The 19,948-nt window shown below is 74.9% G+C and carries 22 protein-coding genes; 12 read left to right on the top strand and 10 right to left on the bottom strand.

Features of this window, described 5'->3' with window-relative positions:
• Positions 1 to 59: 59 nt before the first annotated feature.
• Positions 60 to 743, top strand: a complete 684-nt coding sequence (gene ung / locus ADL08_RS31520; protein ID WP_053649101.1) for a uracil-DNA glycosylase — start codon at positions 60 to 62, stop codon at positions 741 to 743.
• Positions 744 to 812: 69 nt separating this feature from the next.
• The gene (locus ADL08_RS31525; protein ID WP_053649103.1) at positions 813 to 1,286 is read left to right on the top strand and encodes a hypothetical protein; all 474 of its coding nucleotides are present in this window, start codon (positions 813 to 815) and stop codon (positions 1,284 to 1,286) included.
• 38 nt (positions 1,287 to 1,324) lie between these two features.
• Here ADL08_RS31525 and ADL08_RS31530 read toward each other — a convergent pair whose 3' ends face one another.
• Together ADL08_RS31530 and ADL08_RS31535 are read right to left on the bottom strand one after the other, a co-directional pair.
• Complete coding sequence (locus ADL08_RS31530; RefSeq protein WP_063885392.1) at positions 1,325 to 1,804, bottom strand: hypothetical protein; 480 nt, start codon at positions 1,802 to 1,804, stop codon at positions 1,325 to 1,327.
• 174 nt (positions 1,805 to 1,978) lie between these two features.
• Entirely contained in the window at positions 1,979 to 2,515 is a 537-nt protein-coding gene (locus tag ADL08_RS31535; protein WP_053649049.1) for a DinB family protein, read from the bottom strand.
• 230 nt (positions 2,516 to 2,745) lie between these two features.
• Between ADL08_RS31535 and ADL08_RS31540 the strand changes: the two genes are divergently transcribed.
• Positions 2,746 to 3,651 carry a Gfo/Idh/MocA family protein gene (locus tag ADL08_RS31540; RefSeq protein ID WP_053649051.1) on the top strand — a complete coding sequence of 302 codons (906 nt, stop codon included), beginning with the start codon at positions 2,746 to 2,748 and terminating at the stop codon, positions 3,649 to 3,651.
• Between the two features lie 36 nt (positions 3,652 to 3,687).
• Here ADL08_RS31540 and ADL08_RS37745 read toward each other — a convergent pair whose 3' ends face one another.
• From ADL08_RS37745 to ADL08_RS31555, 3 genes are all read right to left on the bottom strand, one after another.
• Entirely contained in the window at positions 3,688 to 3,861 is a 174-nt protein-coding gene (locus tag ADL08_RS37745; RefSeq protein ID WP_199837130.1) for a hypothetical protein, read from the bottom strand.
• Positions 3,862 to 3,997: 136 nt separating this feature from the next.
• Positions 3,998 to 4,870, bottom strand: coding sequence for an undecaprenyl-diphosphate phosphatase (locus tag ADL08_RS31550; protein ID WP_053649055.1), 873 nt, complete (start codon positions 4,868 to 4,870; stop codon positions 3,998 to 4,000).
• 139 nt (positions 4,871 to 5,009) lie between these two features.
• Entirely contained in the window at positions 5,010 to 5,765 is a 756-nt protein-coding gene (locus tag ADL08_RS31555) for a TVP38/TMEM64 family protein (protein WP_053649057.1), read from the bottom strand.
• A 95-nt stretch (positions 5,766 to 5,860) separates the two neighbouring features.
• Here ADL08_RS31555 and ADL08_RS31560 point away from each other — a divergent pair, with 95 nt between their 5' ends.
• Both ADL08_RS31560 and ADL08_RS31565 read left to right on the top strand, forming a co-directional pair.
• The gene (locus tag ADL08_RS31560; RefSeq protein WP_078968222.1) at positions 5,861 to 6,781 is read left to right on the top strand and encodes a DNA alkylation repair protein; all 921 of its coding nucleotides are present in this window, start codon (positions 5,861 to 5,863) and stop codon (positions 6,779 to 6,781) included.
• Positions 6,778 to 7,623, top strand: a complete 846-nt coding sequence (locus ADL08_RS31565; protein ID WP_053649061.1) for a spermidine synthase — start codon at positions 6,778 to 6,780, stop codon at positions 7,621 to 7,623. The genes ADL08_RS31560 and ADL08_RS31565 overlap by 4 nt, the downstream gene beginning before the upstream one ends.
• Here ADL08_RS31565 and ADL08_RS31570 read toward each other — a convergent pair.
• Both ADL08_RS31570 and ADL08_RS31575 read right to left on the bottom strand, forming a co-directional pair.
• On the bottom strand, positions 7,585 to 8,958 hold the full coding sequence (locus tag ADL08_RS31570; RefSeq protein WP_053649063.1) for an MFS transporter: 1,374 nt from the start codon (positions 8,956 to 8,958) through the stop codon (positions 7,585 to 7,587). The genes ADL08_RS31565 and ADL08_RS31570 overlap by 39 nt on opposite strands.
• Positions 8,959 to 9,130: 172 nt before the next feature.
• Positions 9,131 to 10,273: a hypothetical protein gene (locus tag ADL08_RS31575; protein WP_053649065.1), complete on the bottom strand. Its 1,143-nt coding sequence runs from the start codon at positions 10,271 to 10,273 to the stop codon at positions 9,131 to 9,133.
• A 133-nt stretch (positions 10,274 to 10,406) separates the two neighbouring features.
• Between ADL08_RS31575 and ADL08_RS31580 the strand changes: the two genes are divergently transcribed.
• Complete coding sequence (locus tag ADL08_RS31580; RefSeq protein ID WP_053649067.1) at positions 10,407 to 10,844, top strand: DUF4442 domain-containing protein; 438 nt, start codon at positions 10,407 to 10,409, stop codon at positions 10,842 to 10,844.
• A 231-nt stretch (positions 10,845 to 11,075) separates the two neighbouring features.
• Positions 11,076 to 11,732, top strand: a complete 657-nt coding sequence (locus ADL08_RS31585; protein ID WP_053649069.1) for a DedA family protein — start codon at positions 11,076 to 11,078, stop codon at positions 11,730 to 11,732.
• Between the two features lie 77 nt (positions 11,733 to 11,809).
• Here the strand turns inward: ADL08_RS31585 and ADL08_RS31590 are convergent, their stop codons facing one another.
• The gene (locus ADL08_RS31590) at positions 11,810 to 12,337 is read right to left on the bottom strand and encodes a gamma carbonic anhydrase family protein (protein ID WP_053649071.1); all 528 of its coding nucleotides are present in this window, start codon (positions 12,335 to 12,337) and stop codon (positions 11,810 to 11,812) included.
• A gap of 135 nt (positions 12,338 to 12,472) precedes the next feature.
• Between ADL08_RS31590 and ADL08_RS31595 the strand changes: the two genes are divergently transcribed.
• A complete protein-coding gene (locus tag ADL08_RS31595; protein ID WP_053649105.1) occupies positions 12,473 to 13,231 on the top strand; it encodes an acyltransferase in 759 nt (252 codons plus the stop codon).
• A gap of 79 nt (positions 13,232 to 13,310) precedes the next feature.
• Positions 13,311 to 13,877 (top strand): YbaK/EbsC family protein, encoded by a 567-nt coding sequence (locus ADL08_RS31600; protein WP_053649073.1) that lies wholly within the window; start codon positions 13,311 to 13,313, stop codon positions 13,875 to 13,877.
• Positions 13,878 to 13,887: 10 nt separating this feature from the next.
• On the opposite strand, the gene ADL08_RS31605 is transcribed toward ADL08_RS31600, so the two are convergent.
• Positions 13,888 to 14,328: a CoA-binding protein gene (locus ADL08_RS31605; protein WP_053649075.1), complete on the bottom strand. Its 441-nt coding sequence runs from the start codon at positions 14,326 to 14,328 to the stop codon at positions 13,888 to 13,890.
• A gap of 111 nt (positions 14,329 to 14,439) precedes the next feature.
• Here ADL08_RS31605 and ADL08_RS31610 point away from each other — a divergent pair, with 111 nt between their 5' ends.
• The 3 genes from ADL08_RS31610 (at position 14,440) to ADL08_RS31620 (ending at position 19,470) form a co-directional block, all read left to right on the top strand.
• On the top strand, positions 14,440 to 15,066 hold the full coding sequence (locus ADL08_RS31610; RefSeq protein WP_053649078.1) for a YigZ family protein: 627 nt from the start codon (positions 14,440 to 14,442) through the stop codon (positions 15,064 to 15,066).
• A gap of 172 nt (positions 15,067 to 15,238) precedes the next feature.
• Entirely contained in the window at positions 15,239 to 16,417 is a 1,179-nt protein-coding gene (locus ADL08_RS31615; protein ID WP_053649080.1) for an exonuclease SbcCD subunit D, read from the top strand.
• Positions 16,414 to 19,470: an AAA family ATPase gene (locus tag ADL08_RS31620; RefSeq protein WP_053649082.1), complete on the top strand. Its 3,057-nt coding sequence runs from the start codon at positions 16,414 to 16,416 to the stop codon at positions 19,468 to 19,470. Before ADL08_RS31615 ends, ADL08_RS31620 begins: the two co-directional genes overlap by 4 nt.
• Here ADL08_RS31620 and ADL08_RS31625 read toward each other — a convergent pair.
• The gene (locus ADL08_RS31625) at positions 19,460 to 19,909 is read right to left on the bottom strand and encodes an Lrp/AsnC family transcriptional regulator (RefSeq protein ID WP_053649083.1); all 450 of its coding nucleotides are present in this window, start codon (positions 19,907 to 19,909) and stop codon (positions 19,460 to 19,462) included. The genes ADL08_RS31620 and ADL08_RS31625 overlap by 11 nt on opposite strands.
• Between the last annotated feature and the right edge of the window lie 39 nt (positions 19,910 to 19,948).

A 19,948-nucleotide genomic window follows, 5' to 3' on the forward strand; every position in this document is an offset into this window, starting at 1 on the left:
CAGTGGCCCCCGGTAGGTTCTGGGGCGTAGACAGGAACGTCCACCGGAGGTTGTTGACCGTGACCGACACCAGCATGCTGCCCGAGTCCTGGCGGGGTGTTCTCGGCGAGGAGCTGCAGAAGCCGTACTTCGCCCAGCTCACCGAGTTCGTCGAGGAGGAGCGCGCCAAGGGACCGGTCTTCCCCCCGAAGGACGAGGTGTTCGCCGCCCTCGACGCCACCCCGTACGACAAGGTCAAGGTCCTGATCCTCGGTCAGGACCCCTACCACGGCGAGGGCCAGGGCCACGGCCTCTGCTTCTCGGTCCGCCCCGGCGTGAAGACCCCGCCCTCCCTGCGGAACATCTACAAGGAGATGAACGCCGAGCTCGGCCTGCCGATCCCGGACAACGGCTATCTGATGCCGTGGGCCCGGCAGGGCGTCCTCCTGCTCAACGCGGTGCTGACCGTCCGCTCCGGCGAGGCGAACTCGCACAAGGGCAAGGGCTGGGAGAAGTTCACGGACGCCGTGATCACCGCCGTCGCCTCGCGCCCCGACCCGGCCGTCTTCGTCCTGTGGGGCAACTACGCGCAGAAGAAGCTGCCGCTCATCGACGAGGAGCGGCACGTGGTGGTGAAGGGCGCCCACCCCTCGCCCCTCTCGGCGAAGAAGTTCTTCGGATCGCACCCCTTCACCCAGATCGACGAGGCCGTGGCGGCCCAGGGCCACGAGCCGATCGACTGGCGCATCCCGGACCTCGGCTGAGCCTCGGCCCGATCCGGTCCGGGTGCGGCTAGCGTCGGCCCTCCCAGTGGTGATCTTGTGGAGGTCGCGGTGACCGAGCAGCAGCAGGTGTCGGACGACGGGGTCATGACCAGGATCGGGCAGGCCCTGATGCTGCTCCACGGCGGCGACCGCGAGGAGGCCCGCAACCGCTTCGGGCTGCTGTGGCAGCAGATCGGCCCGGACGGGGACCCCCTGCACCGCTGCACCCTCGCGCACTACATGGCGGACACCCAGGACGACCCCGACACCGAGCTGGCCTGGGACCTGCGGGCGCTGAGCGCGGCCGAGGACCTCACGGACGAGCGGCTCGCCGCGCACGACGCGTCGGCCGCGGTCCGGGCGCTGTACCCCTCGCTCCACCTCAACCTGGCCGCCGACTACGTCAAGCTCCACCGGCCCGACGCCGCGCGCACCCATCTCGACCGGGCCCGCGCGGCGTCGGCCCGTCTCGACGACGACGGCTACGGGAACGGGGTGCGGGCCGCGATCGAGCGCCTGGAGCTGCGGCTGCGCGGGGAGTGACGGGCCGCCGCGCCGCCCGCGTACCCCGGCTCACCGGCTCAGGATCCGGGGCAGATCCCCGACCGGCCGCCGCCGGGGCTCCAGCCCCCGTACCGCTCGCCCAGCGCGCAGACGTCGGACGGGGAGAGCGGCGGGTCCCCCGGCAGGCCCCCCGGCCGGAGCGACCCGGTCGGTACGGCCGGACCGGCCGGCGCGGCCGGTCCCGACGGGTCCGGTACGAACAGGTCCGGGCCGGCCGACGCACGCGGGCGTTCCCGCTGCCGCGGTACGACGCCGGGGCGCGGGGCCTCCGGGAGCGGCGGGGCCGCCGCCCTCCGGCCCCGCTCGGCCGTGGGGGTCGCGCGGGGCGCGGCGGACGGCGGGGGAGCGGGGAGCGCCGCTTCGAGGGCCTCGCGGGCCGGTCCGTCGACGATCTGCGGCGCGACGTCCTTCCCGGGCCGTACGGGCTCCGCCGCCGGAGCGGGGAGGGGCGCCACCGTCGGCGCGTCCACCGAGACGCAGCCGGTCAGGGCGGCCATCGCCGCCCCTAACAGGATCTTCGCTGTGGTTCGGGTTCCATGCACCCGCGCCACTCTGCTGCTCCGGCGGCGATCTTCGCGCCCCTACCGGCGGGGAATGCCCCGCACGGGTGAGCCGGCGGGGGCCCGGCCTTGACCCCGCGGGGCGGCCGGGCGGCCGACCGGCCGGGTGGCTCAGTCGCCGGTCGCGCCGTCGATCCGCTCCCGGAGCAGGTCCGCGTGGCCGTTGTGGCGGGCGTACTCCTCGATCATGTGGAGGTAGATCCAGCGGAGGTTGAACGGCGTCCCGCTGTGGTGCTCGCCGGAGCCCAGGTCGTCGAGGTCGCGGGTCGCCGCCAGGGCGCGGGCGTGGGCGATCTCGGCCTGCCAGGTGGCGAAGGCCTCCTCGTAGGTGTCCCCCTCCCGGGTGCGGATGTCCCGGTCGCGGTCCTCCTCCGTCGAGTAGATCCACTCGGTCTCCTCGCCGCCCAGGGTGCGGCGGAACCAGCCGCGCTCGACCTGGGCCATGTGCCGGACGAGACCGAGCAGGTTGAGGTCCGACGGCGGGGCGGAGGGGGTGCGGAGCTGGGCGTCGTCGAGCCCCTCGCACTTCCTCGCGAGGGTCGCGCGGTGGAAGTCGAGCCACTGCTCCAGGGCTTCGCGCTCGCCCGAGGTGGTGGACGGGGAGACGCGCGGGGTGGTGTCGATCTGTTCGGTGGTCATGCGGGGCATCGTTCCCCATGACCGGAGGGCGGTGCCACCGGATTCGGCCCTGTTCGGATCGGGTTCGGTTCGCGCCCGCCCCCGGCCCTCGTCGGCGCGGCCTCCCGCCCGGCCCCGGATCCGTCCCGCGGAGGCTTCGGCGGCATCGCCGCCCGGCGGCCCCACCCGCCCCGCGTAAGCTGACCGGCGCGAACGGCCCGTACGAGCGGGGCCGGCGAACGACGACAAGGGAGACCCCCGTGAAGGTTGGCTGCATCGGACTCGGCGACATCGCGCAGAAGGCCTACCTTCCCGTCCTCGCCACCCTCCCCGGGGTCGAACTGCACCTGCAGACCCGCACCCCCGCCACCCTGGAGCGGATCGCCGACACCCTGCACCTGCCCGCCGGCCGGTGCCACACCACCCTCGACGGGCTGCTCTCCGCCGGGCTCGACGCGGCCTTCGTGCACGCGTCGACCGCCGCGCACGCCGAGATCGCCGAGCGGCTCGTCGAGGCCGGCGTCCCCACGTACGTCGACAAGCCCCTCGCCTACGAGTACGCCGACTCCGAGCGGATCGTGGAGCTCGCGGAGAAGCGCTCGGTCTCCCTCGCGGTCGGCTTCAACCGGCGCCTCGCGCCGAGTTACGCCCAGTGCCTCGACCACCCGCGCGACCTGATCCTGCTCCAGAAGAACCGGATCGGCCTGCCCGAGGACCCCCGCACGCTGGTCCTCGACGACTTCATCCACGTCGTCGACACCCTGCGCTTCCTCCTGCCCGGCGAGACCGAGCACGTCGACGTGCGGGCCCGGGTCCGCGACGGGCTCATGCACCACGTGGTGCTCCAGCTCTCCGGCGACGGGTTCACCGCCATCGGCATGATGAACCGGATGAACGGCTCCACCGAGGAGATCCTGGAGGTCTCGGGCCGGGACACCAAGCGCCAGGTCCTCAACCTCTCCGACGTCGTCGACCACAAGGGCCAGCCGACCGTCCGCCGGCGCGGCGACTGGGTGCCCGTGGCCCGGCAGCGCGGCATCGAGCAGGCGGTGCTCGCCTTCCTCGACGCGGTGCGCGAGGGCCGGGTGCTCAGCGCCCGCGACGCCCTGCTGACCCACGAACTGTGCGAGCGCGTCGTACGGGAGTCCCTGGCCCAGGCGTCCTGACGGCGACAGGAACGGCGGGCTCGCCGCGCCGAGGTCCTACGCCGCGAGCTCCTGCTCGGCGCGCACCGCCGCCTCCCACTCCAGCAGCAGCCGGGCGTACTCCTCGCGTTCCGCCCCGGTGAGCTCGCCACGGCCCAGCAGGGCGCGGATCCGGCAGTTGATGACGGCGGGATCGGCGACCTGGACGGTGGGCTCAGGGGTCTCGGACATGAGCACAAGCCTACGGGGCGGGACTGACGGAACCGGCCCCGTACGGCGTGACCCGTGTCTCCACGCGCCCCCGCCCGGTCGCGGGACGGTGTGCCGCCCCGCGACCGGGCGGGGGCGGGAGGAGGACGGGAGGCCGTCAGCCGGCCGACTCGCCCGCGTGCGGGCTCAGGGCGTCCGTGCCGACCAGGACGAACAGCAGGATGCCGAGCAGGATCCGGTAGATCACGAAGGGCATGAAGCTCTTGGTGGTGATGAAGCGCATGAACCACGCGATGACGGCGTATCCGACGACGAAGGCGATGATCGTCGCGAAGATCGTCGGGCCCCAGGAGACGTGTCCCTCGCCCGCGTCCTTCAGTTCGTACGCGCCCGAGGCGAGGACCGCCGGGATCGCGAGGAGGAAGGAGTAGCGGGCCGCCGCCTCGCGGGTGTAGCCCATGAGCAGGCCGCCGGAGATCGTCGCGCCCGAGCGGGAGACGCCGGGGATCAGGGCCATCGCCTGGCAGACGCCGTAGATCAGGCCGTCCCGCACGTTGAGGTCCTTGAGCGTCTTGCGTTCGCGGATCGCCCGGTGGCGGCCGCCGATCTCGTCCCGGGCGGCCAGCCGGTCCGCGACGCCCAGGACGACGCCCATGACGATCAGGGTGGTGGCGATGAGCCGCAGATCCCGGAAGGGGCCCTCGATCTGGTCCTTGAGCGTGATGCCGAGGACGCCGATCGGGATCGAGCCGACGATCACCAGCCAGCCCATCTGGGCGTCGTGGTCGGACCGCATCGACTTGTCGGTGAGGGAGCGGAACCAGGCCGAGACGATCCGGGCGATGTCCTTGCGGAAGTAGATCAGGACCGCGGTCTCCGTGCCGATCTGGGTGATCGCGGTGAACGCCGCGCCCGGGTCGTGCCAGCCCGCGAACGCCGCCGTGAGGCGGAGGTGCGCGCTGGAGGAGATGGGGAGGAACTCCGTCAGCCCCTGGACGAGTCCCAGGATGAACGATTCGAACCAACTCATGGGGCCAGGGCCGTCCCGTTATGTACGTGTGTGGTCAGAAGGTCGTGCGCAGCGTACCGCTCGGAGGTGAAGAATCACCGGACACGGCATGTACACGAAGTAGCGCACGCCCTACCTTCCGGGACGTCGTCGGCGGGCCTCAGCGGGCGCTGCCCACCAGCTCCGGTTCCGGCGTGTCGTCCCGTACGGGGGCCGGGGCCCGCAGGCCGTGCCGCTTGCGCCAGGCCACCACCGCGGCGCCGAGCCCCGACAGGACGATGAAGCCCGCCGAGAAGAGGAAGGCCGGCGAATCCGGCGAACCGGCCTGGGCGCCCGCCACCACGTACGCCGCCGTGTTCGGGACCGTTCCGATCCCCGTCGCCAGGAGGAACGGCACGTACGTCATCCGGGAGACCGCCGCGCAGTAGTTGGCCGCCGCGAACGGCACCCCGGGGAACAGCCGGATCGCCAGCATCGACCGGAACCCGTGCCGGCTCAGCTGCCCGTCCGCCGCCGTCAGCAGGCGGCCCCGCAGCAGCGGCCGCAGCGCGTCCTGTCCCAGGTACCGGCCGAGGGTGAACGAGATCCCGGCGCCCAGCACCGTCCCCGCGACCGCCCCCGTCAGACCGGCGGCCGAGCCGAAGAGCGCGCCCGCCGCCAGGTTCAGGACCGGGCGCGGCACGAAGGCCGCCGTGCACACCCCGTACGCCAGGGCGAAGAGCAGCACCGCGCCCGTGCCGCTCGTCCGCGGCGGCCAGCCCGAGGCCAGCAGGCGCTGCGGCTCGTACAGCACCACGAGGGTGGCCGCCGTGAGCAGCAGCAGCGCGAGCAGCGAGAGCCGTGAACGGGGAGCGAGGAGGGCCCGGGAACAGCGGACGGCGAGGGAGCCCGGCGGCCGGGGCACGGGAGCGAGCATTCGGGGAGAGTAACGGACACGGGTGTAGGAGCGCCGTAATGTGCGTCATGTCCGTCCGGACCGGGTTCCGGAACGCGCCGGTATGGAGAGGCCCCATGACGACCGACCCCGCGTCAGGGGGAGCCCCGACCGGCAGGCTTCCGGCGGCCGACCCCAAGTCCGGGGGAGCCCCGACCGAGAGGCTTCCGGCGGCCGACTCCGCGTCCGGGGGAGCCCCGACCGAGAAGCCCCCGACGGCCGATCCCGCGTCCGGGGGAGCCCCGACCGAGAAGCCCCCGACGGCCGATCCCGTCCCCGGGGGAGTCCCCGACAGCGCTCTCGCCGACACCGTCCTCGAACGGCTCACCACCCTCTATCCTGCCGCCGGGAACCCCTTCCGGGCGCAGGAGATGGTCGCGTACATGAAGGGCGTCGCGCCCTTCCTCGGGGTGCGGACGCCCGAGCGCCGGGCCCTGTCCCGCACCGTCCTCGACGGCACCCCGCGCCCCGACGAGGACGACTGCGCCGCGATCGCCCTGCGCTGCTTCGCGCTGCCCGAGCGCGAGTACCACTACTTCGCCGTCGACTACCTCCGCCGCCACGTGCGCCGCTGCTCCTCCGGCTTCCTGCCCGTCGCCCGCCGCCTCGTCACCACCGTCTCCTGGTGGGACACGGTCGACCACCTCGCCGCCCACGTCGTCGGCGGTCTGGTCGCCGCCGACCCCGCCCTCGCCCCCGAGACGGACGCCTGGATCGAGGACGAGGACCTGTGGGTCGTGCGCGCCGCCCTCCTCCACCAGCTCCGCTACCAGGAGGACACCGACGCGGACCGCCTCTTCGCCCACTGCCTGCGCCGCGCCGACCACCCCGACTTCTTCGTCCGCAAGGCGATCGGCTGGAGCCTGCGCGAGTACGCCAAGACCGCCCCCGCCGAGGTCCGCGCCTTCGTCACCGCCCACGGGTCCCGGCTCTCGCCCCTCTCCGTGCGGGAGGCCCTCAAGAACCTCACCCCGCCCCCCGTCACAATGGGACCGTGAACGAGCACATCCCCGTCCTCCGCGAGGTCGACCAGGGCACCGCGCGCCTCCTGCCCGACGTGGACCGGGAGCGGGCCTGGCTCCTGACGGTCGACGGCGCGCCCCAGTCGTACGTCGACCTCGACGACCCGGCGTACCTGGAGTTCGAGTACGCGCGCCGGCTCGCCCACGTCGTCGACGGCGCGGCCGGCGAGGGCGAACCGCTGGACGTCCTGCACCTCGGCGGCGGGGCGCTCTCCCTGCCCCGCTACGTCGCCGCCACCCGGCCCGGTTCGCGCCAGGACGTCGTGGAGGCGGACCGCGGCCTGCTCGCCCTGGTCGCGGAGCACCTGCCGCTGCCCGCGGGCTCGGGGGTCACCGTGCACGGCGCGGACGCCCGGCGCTGGCTGGAGGCGGCCCCCGCCGCCTCGGCCGACCTGATCGTCGGCGACGTCTTCGGCGGCTCGCGCGTCCCCGCCCACCTCACCTCCGTCGAGTACGCGCGCGAGGTCGGGCGCGTCCTGCGGCCCGGCGGCGTCTACGCCGCCAACCTGGCCGACGGCGCCCCCTTCGCCTTCCTCCGCTCCCAGCTCGCCACCTTCGCCGCCGTCTTCCCCGAGCTCGCGCTCGTCGCCGAACCGTCCGTCCTGCGCGGCCGCCGCTTCGGGAACGCCGTCCTGGTCGCCTCCGCCCGCGCGCTCGACACCGCCCGCCTCGCGCGCCGGGCCGCGGCCGACGCGTTCCCCGCGCGCGTGGAGCACGGGGACGCGCTCGCCCGGTTCACCGGGGACGCGGAACCCGTCGGGGACGCCGGGGCCGTACCGTCACCCGTTCCCCCGGACGGCGCCTTCGGCATCGGCTGAGCGGGGGCCCGGTACGGCTCCCGGCTCCTTTCCGGTGGGACCGGCCGGCGGGTGCGCGGGCGCGTGCGGGCGCCGCGTCAGGTTCCGTACGTCCGGCACCAGCAGGACGAGGGCGGTGACGAGCACCATCAGCGCCGCCGCGCCCCACAGCGCCCCGCTCCGGCCGAACGCGCCCTCCGCCGGGCCCGTGAGCGCCGTCGTCAGCGGCAGCAGGGCCGTCGAGCCGAACCAGTCGTAGGCGGAGACCCGGGACAGCTTCTCCTCGGGGATCTCCTGGTGCATCGTCGTCATCCACGAGACGCCGAAGACCTCGATCGCCACGCCGCTCACGAACATCGCGGCCGTCAGACCGCCCGCGGGCAGCGGCACCGCGAGCGCCGCCGAGGGCAGCGCGATCGGGAAGACGCACAGCGTCCCGACGAACAGCATCCGGCGCGGTTTCCACCGGGTCATCAGGACGGCGCCCGCCACCGTTCCCGCCCCGAACGCGGCGAGCGCGAAGCCCCAGGGGCGCGCGCCGCCCAGCTCCTCCCGGGCGACCAGCGGCCCGTACACCGCCTCGACCGCGCCGATGAGGCCCACCACCACGGAGAACTGGGCGACGATCGACCACAGCCAGGGCCGGCCGGTGAACTCCTGCCAGCCCTCCCGCAGGTCGGAGAAGAGCCCGCCGCCGGGGGCGCGCTCGGGGACGCCCCGCACGTCGAGGAAGGCGCGCATCCCGCCCGCTACGGCGAAGGCGACGGCGTCGACCACCAGGACCCAGCCCGGTCCGACGAACGCGACGAGCGCGCCGCCGAGCGCGGCGCCGCCGATGGAGGCGCCGTGCATCGCCATCCGGAAGACGGCGAACGCCCGGCTCGCCTGCTCCCCGCTGACGGTGGCCATGAGCATGCCCTCGGCCGCCGGGTTGAAGAAGGCCTGGCCGGTGCCGCAGAGCGCGGTGAGCACCATCATCTGCCAGATCCGGGCCCCGCCGGAGAGGACGAGGGCGGCGAAGACGGCCTGCGAGACGCAGTTGAGGACGTTGGCGGCGACCATCACCCGGTGCCGGGGCAGCCGGTCGGCGACGGCGCCGCCGATGAGCAGGAAGAGGACGAGCGGCAGGAAGCGCGCCATCGCCACGAGGCCCACGTCGCCCGCGTCGCCGCCGGAGTCGAAGACCGCCCAGGTGGTGGCGATCAGGGCGCCGTGCGTGCCGAGGTTGGTCACGACCGTGGCGGCGGTCAGCAGGAGGTAGTTGCGACCGGCCCACTCGGGCCGGCGGGAGCGGGACGGAGCGGGGGAGGGGGAGAGGGAGGCGGGTGAGTCGGGGGAGCCGGCGGGTGATGTCACCCCGGGACTATCCCCGTCACCCGCCCGAAGTGCCAAACCGGTATCCGGACGGATCGTGGCACAGGACGGTGAGCCGTCGGGACGCTGAGGCGCTGCGCCGCCGGGCCACCGGGACGGCGGCCCCGGTGGCCGTGGCGGTCGGAAGCTCAGGTCGGTCGGGCGTCCCCGGCCGTCAGGAGTCCTCCGCGAGCCGGACCGTGGAGAGGATCTGCCGGATCGTGGCGTCCGGCAGCTCGTCGGCGACGCCGTCGGCCGCGTTGAGGACCCAGGTCGAGAAGTCGTTCTTCGCGTTCTTGAAGGTGAAGGCGATCGCCTTGCCGTCCGACTCGCACTTGTTGCGCTTCTTGACGCCGGGGGCCGTGGCCGTCGACAGGCTGCCGGCGAGACCGGACTTCGTCGTGTACGGCACGGCCTTGGTGATCTTGATGGTCTTCTGCGGCATGTGCTGCGCGTAGCCGCCCCAGACCCAGGTGCCGGCCTCGTTGTACGCGGCCTCGCCCGTGCTCTTGGCGCCCTGGCCGCCCTTGGTGCCGGCCGACGCCAGGCTCCAGGACTCCTCGCTGCCGTCCTTGTTCGTGTCGTAGGTGCACCACTTGCCCTTGAGGTGCGTGGGCCCGGACATCGTGACGAGCGGGCTGCCGTCGCCCTTCTTCTCGTCCTCCAGGAAGCTGATCGTCCCGGGCTTCGACACGTCCCACTCCGGCGGCACGTCGAAGAGGGTGCCGTACTTCGGGTTGTGGACGACCTTCCAGCCGGGGATCGTCGGCTGCCGCGCGGCGTCGTCGCGCGGGTTGTCGAGCCCGGACGACTGGCTCGGCTCGGGGGCCGCCGACGGGTCCACGGAGGCGGTGGCCGTCGCGGACGGCTTCGGGTCGGCGACGGCCGGCGTCTTGTCGTCGTCCTTGTTCAGCACCAGGAAGCCGGTGACACCGGCCGCGACGACCACGGCGGTCGCGGCGACGACCGCCACGACGGTCGTCCCCTTCCCGCCGCCACCACCGCCCGGACCGCCCGGCTGTCCCGGACCCGGGACCCCGTACTGCTGCGGCACGGTCGGCTGCTGGTACGGGTTCGGCTGCCCCGGCTGCGGGCCGTACCCCTGCTGCGGGTACCCCGGCGGGGCCGGCGGCTGCTGGCCGTACCCCGGCTGCTGCTGCGGATGACCCGGCTGCGTCGGCGGCTGCTGCGGGTACCCGGGCTGGGCCGGCGGCTGCTGGTACGGGTTCGGCTGCTGGTACCCCGGCTGCTGGTAGGGGTTCTGACTCTGGTCCTGCGGGTTCTGCTCGCCCCCGGGCGGCTGCTGTCCTGGCCACATGGCCAGTAACCATAGAGGTGCGGGGGCCGTCCGACCACGCCCGCCCCCGGTCCCGGGAGACCGCGACGGGCGCGCGGGGGATGGCCAAGACATCTACCCGCGAGTAACATCACGCTCCATGAGCGCAGACCAGATGACCGTCGGCGAGATGCTCGCCGCCACGGTTCCCATGGCCGGGACCCTGAACCTGGAGTTCCTGGAGACCACCGCCGAGCGCGCCGTCGTGCGCCTGCCGGACCAGCCCGCCTACCACAACCACGTCGGCGGCCCGCACGCCGGAGCGATGTTCACCCTGGCCGAGTCCGCCAGCGGCGCCATCGTGCTCGCCGCCTTCGGCGACCAGCTGAGCCGCGCGGTCCCGCTCGCCGTCAGGGCCGAGATCGGCTACAAGAAGCTGGCCATGGGCGTCGTCACGGCCACCGCCACCCTGGGCCGCCCCGCCGCCGAGGTCGTCGCCGAGCTCGACGCCGGACAGCGCCCGGAGTTCCCGGTGCGGATCGACATCACCCGCGAGGACGGCGCCGTCACCGGCGAGATGACCGTCGTCTGGACCCTGCGCCCGAACGCCTGACCCGGCCCGGGACACCGCGCCCCCGCCCCCGTACCCCTTCCGGTGCGGGGGCGGACGCCTTCCCGGCGCCCGCCGCGAGGCCGGGAGCGGACCGGCCCCGCCCTCGGCGTCGAGGTCCGCCCGTCCCGACCGGTAGGCTGCCCCGGCGTGCCCGCCGAGGCGCACGACGGCGCCACGGCCCCCGACCACGGGCCGGGCGCGACAGGGGAGCCGAAACGGGAGGAAGCCGCGTTGCACGTCCAGGAGTGGCTGGAGACGATCCCGCCGATCGCCGTCTACCTCCTCGTGGGGGTGGTGATCGGCCTGGAGAGCCTGGGCATCCCGCTGCCCGGCGAGATCGTCCTCGTCAGCTCGGCGCTGCTCGCCTCGCAGCACGGCGACATCAATCCGTACGTGCTGGGCGCCTGCGCCACCGCCGGCGCGATCATCGGGGACTCGATCGGCTACGCCATCGGCCGCAAGGGCGGCAGACCGCTGCTCGCCTGGCTGGGGAAGAAGTTCCCGAAGCACTTCAGCGAGGCCAACGTCGGACTCGCGGAGAGCTCCTTCCAGAAGTGGGGCATGTGGGCGGTCTTCTTCGGCCGCTTCGTCGCCCTCCTGCGCATCTTCGCCGGTCCGCTCGCGGGCGTGCTGCACATGCCGTACTGGAAGTTCCTCGTCGCCAACGTCTTCGGCGGCATCCTGTGGGCCGGCGGCACCACGGCCGTCGTCTACTCGGTCGGCGTCGTCGCCGAGGCGTGGCTGAAGCGCTTCTCCTGGCTCGGCCTCGTCCTGGCCGTCCTGATCGGCCTCACCTCGATGCTCGTCATCAGGAACCGCGCCAAGAAGGCGGCCGCGGAGCGGGCCGCCGCCGCGCCCGCCGAGCCGGAGCCGGCCCTGGCGGACTGATCCCGTCCCCGTACGGCGAGGAGGGCGGCACCCCGGCCGGGGCGCCGCCCTCCTTCCCGTTCCCGTGCGGGAGCCGCTCAGTCCTCGAAGGCCTCCGCGTGGCCCTTGGCGAGGTGCAGGTACATCTCGGCGTTGAGCCGGATGCCCGCCCGCTCCTCCTCGGTCAGCGGACGGCGCACCTTCGCGGGGACGCCCGCGACCAGCGAGCCGGGCGGGACCTCCATGCCCTGGGGGACGAGCGCCTGGGCGGCGACGAGCGACCCGGCGCCGATCCGGGCCCCGTTGAGCACCGTGGCGCCCATGCCGACGAGCACGTCGTCCTCGATGACGCAGCCGTGCACGGTGGCGTTGTGGCCGATGGTCACCCGGGCCCCGATCGAGACGGGGAAGCCGGGGTCGACGTGGACCGTGCAGTTGTCCTGGACGTTGGAGTCCTCGCCGATGTCGACGGGGCCGCAGTCCGCCCGCAGCACCGCGTGGTACCAGACGCTCGCGCGGGCGCCGAGGGTGACCTCGCCGAGGACCACCGAGGTCGGGGCGGTGAAGGCCGTCGGGTCGATCCGCGGCTCCTTGCCGCCCACGCCCTTGATCAACGCCTCTGTCATGGTTCTTCGCTCCTGATCGTCAGCCGTCGTGTCGCGCCCGGGGGTGCCCCCGCGCCGCACCCTATGCCGTGCCCATGACGGACATCACAGCGCACGGCGGTGATCGGTCGCGACGGCGCCGACTACCGTGGCCGGGTGCCCAGGAACAGAAACACGTTCTCGTCCCTCGCCGCCCTGCGGCGCCGGATCGTCGCGCACGCCCTCCAGGGCGGCTGGCGCTGGGTGCAGCAGGCCGGCGCCGTCACCGCCGAGCACCAGGGGAGGCTGCGCTTCCGCCGGCTCGGCGAGGGCACCCGGCTCGCCTTCCCGCAGGGCACGGTCTTCGGCGAGCGGTGGATCGAGATCGGCGCGTGCTGCATCATCGCCGAGCAGGTCACGCTGACGGCCGGGATGCTGCCGGACCTCGACCTCGGGACGGAGACGGTCCTGTCCCTCGGCGACGGCGTCGTCCTCGGCCGGGGCAGCCACGTCATCGCCGACGCGAAGGTGACGATCGGCTCGGACACGTACTGCGGCCCGTACGTCTACATCACCTCGACGAACCACAGCTACGACGACCCGGACGAGCCGGTCGGCCGCCAGTGGCCCCGCTCGGCACCGGTCTCCATAGGCCCCGGCTGCTGGCTCGGCACGGGCGCCGTGATCCTCCCCGGCGCGCGCCTCGGCCGGAACGTGGTCGTCGCGGCGGGCGCGGTGGTGCGCGGCGAGGTCCCCGACCACTCGGTCGTGGCCGGCGCCCCGGCGAGGGTGGTCCGCGGCTGGGACCCGGAGAACGGCTGGCAGCCCCCGCTCCGCACCCCCGCCCCCGTCCCGATCCCGGAGGACGTCACCCCCGAACAGCTCGCGGCGCTCGCCGCGTGGGAGGTCGAACAGGCGGGCACGGCGGCGTCCTGACGAACCCGTTCGCGAGCTCCGGGACCGTACTCCGAGACGGCGCCCCGCCCGTCCCGCGCCGGTTGTTAGCGTGACGGGCATGCGCGCACCCATCGGAGACTTCACCGACGCCCGGCCCGCCCCGGACGGTCTCGACCTCCTGACCGGCCCCGTCGCCGCCGCCGTCCGCGCCTGGACCGGCCCCGTCCCGGCCGACCAGGTGCTCTACGTCGACACCGACCCGGCCATCGCCGACACCGCCGTCTTCGTCGAGCACCACGGCGCCGACCTCCTCGACGCCTCCGCGAACTGCGTGGTCGTGGCGGCGAAGCGGGGCGGCGAAACGACCCTCGCCGCCTGCGTCGTCGGCTCCGCCACCCGCGTCGACGTCAACGGGGTGGTGCGCCGTCACCTCGGCGCCCGCAAGGCCTCGTTCGCCCCGATGGACACGGCCACCGGCGAGAGCGGCATGGAGTACGGCGGCATCACCCCCGTCGGCCTCCCCGCCGCCTGGCCGCTCCTCGTGGACGCGGCGCTGCTCGACGTCCCGTGGGTGCTCGTCGGCAGCGGCCGGCGCCGGGGCAAGCTCATCCTCCCGGGCAAGGCCCTGGCCCAGCTCCCGAACGTCGCCGTCCTGGAGGGCCTGGGCCTCCCGGCCGCCCCCTGAGCCGGGGAGGTCAGCCCAGGCGCGGGATCTCGATGGCGGGGCAGCGGTCCATGACCATGTCGAGGCCGGCCTCCGTCGTACGGGCGTACGCGGCCGCGTCGACGACGCCGAGCTGGAACCACACCGCCTTCGCGCCGATCGCCACCGCCCGGTCGGCGACCTCGCCGGCCAGCTCGCTGTTGACGAAGACGTCGACCACGTCGACGGGGAAGGGGACGTCGGCCAGCGAGGCGTACCCCGGCTCGCCGTGCACCGTCTCCGCCTTCGGGTGGACGGGAACGATCCGCTTCCCGAACCGCTGGAGCACGGCCGCCACCCCGTACGCCGCCCGCTCGCGGTTCGAGGAGAGGCCGACGACGGCCCAGGTGTCACCCGTGCCGGTCAGGATCCGGCGGACGACCTCCTCCTCGGAGCGTCCGGTCGCCTCGCTGGTCGTGGTGTCGCCGCTCATCCCTGCCGCCCGCCTTCTCTCTGTCCGTACGTGGTCCGTACGCGCTCTTCCCCCGTACGAACCCACGACACCGCCCGAACCTTCCCGCACCCGGAAAAGTACGCTGGCGGAATGCAGGAGCAGTACCGCACCCTCGCCCGCGAGGGCGTCCACGAGACCGAGATCAACCGCTCGCGCTTCCTCTGCGCGCTCGCGCCCGTCGCCGACGAGCACGAGGCGCAGGAGTTCGTGGCGAGGATCCGCCGCGAACACCCCACGGCGACCCACAACTGCTTCGCGTACGTCCTCGGCGCCGACGCCTCCGTGCAGAGGGCCAGCGACGACGGCGAACCCGGCGGCACCGCCGGCGTCCCCATGCTCCAGATGCTGCTGCGCCGCGAGACGCGGTACGTCGCCGCCGTCGTCACCCGCTACTACGGCGGCGTGAAGCTCGGCGCGGGCGGCCTGATCCGCGCGTACGGAGGCGTGGTCGGCGAGGCCCTCGACGCGCTCGGCACCGTGACCCGGCGGCGCTTCCGGCTCGCCACCGTCACCGTCGACCACCAGCGCGCCGGAAAGCTGGAGAACGACCTGCGGGCGACGGGCCGCGCCGTCCGGGACGTGCGCTACGCCGACGCCGTCACGATCGAGATCGGCCTCCCGGACGCCGACGTCCCCGCCTTCCGCGCCTGGCTCGCCGACGCCACGGCGGGCACGGCCGCCCTCGAACTCGGCGGCGAGGCGTACGGCGACGCGTGAGGCGCGCCCGGCGGCCGGGCGTACGGCGACGCGTGAGGCGCGCCCGGCGGCCCCTCACCCGGACGGGCCACGCCCACACCCCCGCTCGGGATAGCGTGGTGGGCGCACACGAACGGGAACCGGGCGGGACCGGTGGGGGAGGGACGGCACACATGCGGGGTGGGACGGCGACGTGAGGCTCCTGCACACCTCGGACTGGCACCTCGGCCGGTCCTTCCACCGCGTCGGGCTCCTCGGCGCCCAGGCCGCGTTCCTCGACCACCTCGTGGCCACCGTCCGCGAGCACCGGGTCGACGCCGTCCTCGTCGCCGGGGACGTCTACGACCGGGCCGTGCCCCCGCTGCCCGCCGTCGAGCTCTTCGACACCGCCCTGCACCGGCTCGCCGAGGCCGGGGTACCCACCCTCATGATCTCCGGCAACCACGACTCGGCCCGCCGCCTCGGTGTCGGCGCCGGGCTCATCGAACGGGCCGGCATCCACCTGCGCACCGACCCCGACGGCATCGGCACCCCCGTCGTCCTCGCCGACGCCCACGGCGACGTCGCCCTCTACGGCCTGCCCTACCTCGAACCCGCCCTCGTCCGCGAGCGGCTCGGCGCCGGGAAGGCCGGCCACGAGGCCGTCCTCACCGCCGCCATGGACCGGGTCCGCGCCGACCTCGCCGGCCGGCCCGCCGCCACCCGCTCCGTCGTCGTCGCCCACGCCTTCGTCGCCGGCGGCGCGCCCAGCGACAGCGAGCGGGACATCACCGTCGGCGGCGTCTCCGCCGTCCCCGCCGGGATCTTCGACGGCGTCGACTACGTCGCCCTCGGCCACCTCCACGGCAGCCAGACCCTCACCCCCCGGGTGCGCTACTCCGGCTCCCCGCTCGCCTACTCCTTCTCCGAGGCCGACCACCGCAAGACCATGTGGCTCGTCGACCTCGGCCCGGCGGGCCCCGACGGCGCCGACCTGGCCGCGGCACGCCTCGACTGCCCCGTCCCGCGCCCCCTCGCCCGGCTCCGGGGCCGGCTCGACGACCTCCTCGCGGACCCCGCGCTCGCCCCCCACGAGCGGTCCTGGGTCGAGGCCGCCCTCACCGACCCCGTACGGCCCGCCGACCCCATGAACCGGCTCGCGGAACGCTTCCCGCACACCCTGAACCTGGTCTTCGACCCCGAGCGGACCGAGGACGACCCCGGCGCCTCCTACGCCCGGCGGCTCCGGGACCGCAGCGACCAGCAGATCGCGGAGGACTTCGTGGCCCACGTGCGCGGCGGCGCGGCGCTCGACGGAGCGGAACGGGCCGTCCTGTACGGCGCCTTCGACCACGTACGGGTCGACACCGCCGCGCGCGAGGTGGACCGGTGAGGCTGCACCGCCTGGAGATCACCGCGTTCGGCCCGTTCGGCGCCCCGCAGACCGTCGACTTCGACGCCCTGTCCTCCGCCGGACTCTTCCTGCTCCACGGGCCGACCGGCGCGGGCAAGACCTCCGTCCTCGACGCCGTCTGCTTCGCCCTCTACGGAAGCGTGCCCGGCGTCCGCCAGACCCCCGGCGCCTCCCTGCGCAGCGACCACGCCCCCGTCGGCACGTACACCGAGGTCCTCCTCGAACTGACCGTGGGGGAGAGGCGGTTGGAGATCACCCGCCGCCCGGCCCAGCAGCGGCCCAAGAAGCGCGGCGGCGGCTTCACCACCGAGAAGGCCCAGACCTGGCTGCGCGAGTACGACCCCGCCACCGGCGCCTGGAACGGCCTCAGCCGCTCCCACCAGGAGATCGGCGAGGAGATCACCCAGCTCCTCGGCATGAGCCGCGAGCAGTTCTGCCAGGTCGTCCTCCTCCCGCAGGGCGACTTCGCCCGCTTCCTGCGCGCCGACGCCGAGGCCCGGGGCAGGCTCCTCGGCCGCCTCTTCGACACCCGCCGCTTCGCCGCCGTCGAGGAACGCCTGGCCGACCTGCGCCGCGTGGCCGAACAGCGGGTGCGGGAGGGGGACGAGCGGCTGCTCGCCCTCGCCCACCGCATGGCCCAGGCCGCCGGCGGCCTCGACGCGGCCCGCACCCCGGTCGAGGGCCGGCCCGGCGAACCCGGACTCGCCGCGTCCGTCCTCACCTGGGCCGCCGTCGCCCGCACCGAGGCCCGGGAGACCCTCGACATCGCGGACGCCCGGCTCGCCGCCGCCGAACTCCGGCGGACCGGCGCGCGCGCCGCCCTCGACGCCGAGCGGGACCTCGCCGCCCGCCAGGCCCGCCACGCCGACGCCCTCCGGCGCCGCGAGCTGATCGCCGGGCGGGCCCCCGAGCGCGACCGCCTCCGGGCCGCCCTCGACCGCGGCCTCCGGGCCGACCGGGTCGCCCCCGCCCTGGCCCTGCGCCGGGACGCCGAACGCGAGCACGCCACCGCCCTGTCCGCCCTCGCCCGCTCCCGCGCCCAGCTGCCGTCCGACCTCGCCGACGCCGGCACCGAACAGCTCTCCGCCCTGGGGAACCGGCTGCGCGAGGAGCTCGGCGGCCTCGAAGCGGCCCGTCGCGCCGAGCACCGCGCCGCCGCCGTCACCGCGGAACGGGCCGTACTGGCACGGGAGGCGCGCGCCGACGAGGACGCCCTGCGGGACGCGGCCGACTGGCTCGCCGGCTGGGAGCCGCGCCGCGCCCGGCTCACCGGGCACGCCGAGGCCGCCCGGGACGCCGTCGCCCGCGCCGAACACCTCGCGGGGCGCCTGGAGCCCGCCCGCCGCCGGCTCGCCGCGGCCCGCCGCCGCGACGCCCTCGCCCGGGGCGCCGAGGCGGCCGAGAGCCGACTCGTGCGGGCCCGCGAGCGGCGGAACGACGCCCACGAGACCTGGCTCGACGTCAAGTCCCGCCGCCTGGAGGGCATCGCCGCCGAACTCGCGGCCGGCCTGGAGGCGGGCGCCCCCTGCCAGGTCTGCGGATCCGCCGACCACCCGGCCCCCGCCCGCACCACCGCAGGCCACGTCGACCGCGCCACCGAGGAGGCCGCCTACACGGCCTACACCGACGCCGAGGAGGCCCGCACGGCCGCCGAACGCGAACTGGCCGTCACCCGCGAGTCCTGGACCGCCGCCCGCGCCGAGGTCCGGACCGGACCGGACGACGACACGGCCGCCGAGGACCCCTCCGGCGATCCCACCGTCGAGGAACTCGCCCGGGAGGTCGAGGAGTCGGCCCGGCTCCACGCCGAGGCCCACGCGCTCGCCGGACAGGCCCACGCCGCGCGCCAGGCGCTCGCCGCGGCCGAGCGGGAGCACGAGGAGCGGGTGGCCGCGCAGCGGGAGGCCGAGCGGCGGGTCGCCGCCCGGACCTCGCGGCGCGAGGCGCTCGACCAGGAGCGGGCCGCGCTCGACGAGGAGATCGTCCGGGGCCGCGGCGCGTTCGCCACCGTGGCCGAACACGCCGACCGCCTGGAGCGGCGGATCGCCCTCCTCGCCGACGCCGCCGGCACCGTGAGCTCCGCCGAACTCGCCGACCGGCGCCTCAAGGAGGCCGACGCCCGCCTCGCCGACGCCGCCTACGAGGAGGGCTTCGCCACCCCCGACGAGGCCGCCGACGCGTTCCTGGCCGCCGCCGCCCGCCGCGACCTCCGGGAGCGCCTGGACGCCTGGCAGGCCGAGGAGGCCGTCGTCGCGGACCGGCTCGCCGAACCGGGCACCGCGGCCGCCGCCGCGCTCCCGCCCGCCGACCCCGCCGCCGCGGGAGCCGCCCACACGGCGGCCGAACGCGCCCTGCGCGAGGCCGACTCCGCCCTCGCCGCCGCCCGCGAACGGGCCGCCGGCCTCACCGGACTCTCCCGGCAGGCCACCGCCGAGGTCCACCGCCTGGGGCCGCTCCGCCAGGAGTACGAGCGGGTGGCCCGCCTCGCCGCCCTCACCGCCGGCACCTCCGCCGAGAACGAGCGCCGGATGCGCCTGGAGTCGTACGTCCTGGCCGCCCGGCTCGAACAGGTCGCGGCCGCCGCGACCGCCCGGCTCCGGCGGATGTCCTCCGGCCGCTACACCCTCGTCCACTCCGACGCCCGCTCCGGCTCCAAGCGGGCCGGACTGGGCCTGCACGTCGTCGACGCCTGGACCGGCAACGAGCGCGACACGGCCACGCTCTCCGGCGGCGAGACCTTCTTCGCCTCCCTCGCCCTCGCCCTCGGCCTCGCCGACGTGGTCACGGACGAGGCGGGCGGCGTCCGGCTCGACACCCTCTTCATCGACGAGGGCTTCGGCAGCCTCGACGAGCAGACCCTCGACGAGGTCCTCGACGTCCTCGACTCGCTGCGCGAGCGGGACCGCAGCGTCGGCATCGTCAGCCACGTCGGCGACCTGCGCCGCCGGATCCCGGCCCAGCTGGAGGTCGTCAAGGCGCGGCACGGCTCGGCGGTGCGGCTGCGCACCGGCGGGGACGCCCTCAGCGGCTGAGGGAACGCCGGGGCAGCGGCGAGGAGTAGACGACGCTGGTCGTCACCGAGCCGAGCCCGGAGATCTTCCCGGTGATCGTCTCCAGGTCCCTCATGGAGCGCGCCGCGACCTTCAGGACGAAGCAGTCGTCCCCGGTGACGTGGTGCGCCTCCAGGACCTCCGGCGTGGTGTCGAGCAGGTCGTGGAACGGCTTGTAGTTGCCGTGCGGATAGCGCAGCCGCACGAAGGCGAGGACGGTGAGCCCGAGCCGGTCCTGGTCGACGAGCGCCGTGTACCCGGTGATCACCCCGGCCTCCTCCAGGCGCCGCACCCGGTCGGTCACCGCGGACGGCGACATCGACACGGCGCGCGCGAGTTCGGCGAAGCTGGCGCGGCCCTCGGACTGGAGGGCTTCGAGGATGCGCCAGTCGGTGGCGTCCGGCGTGTAAGCGGTGGTCATGGGGGAGGAATAGCAGGGAGGACCCCCGCCGATCAAGGG

Origin of the sequence: Streptomyces sp. NRRL F-6492, assembly GCF_001280125.1 — a bacterium.
Taxonomy (GTDB): domain Bacteria; phylum Actinomycetota; class Actinomycetes; order Streptomycetales; family Streptomycetaceae; genus Streptomyces.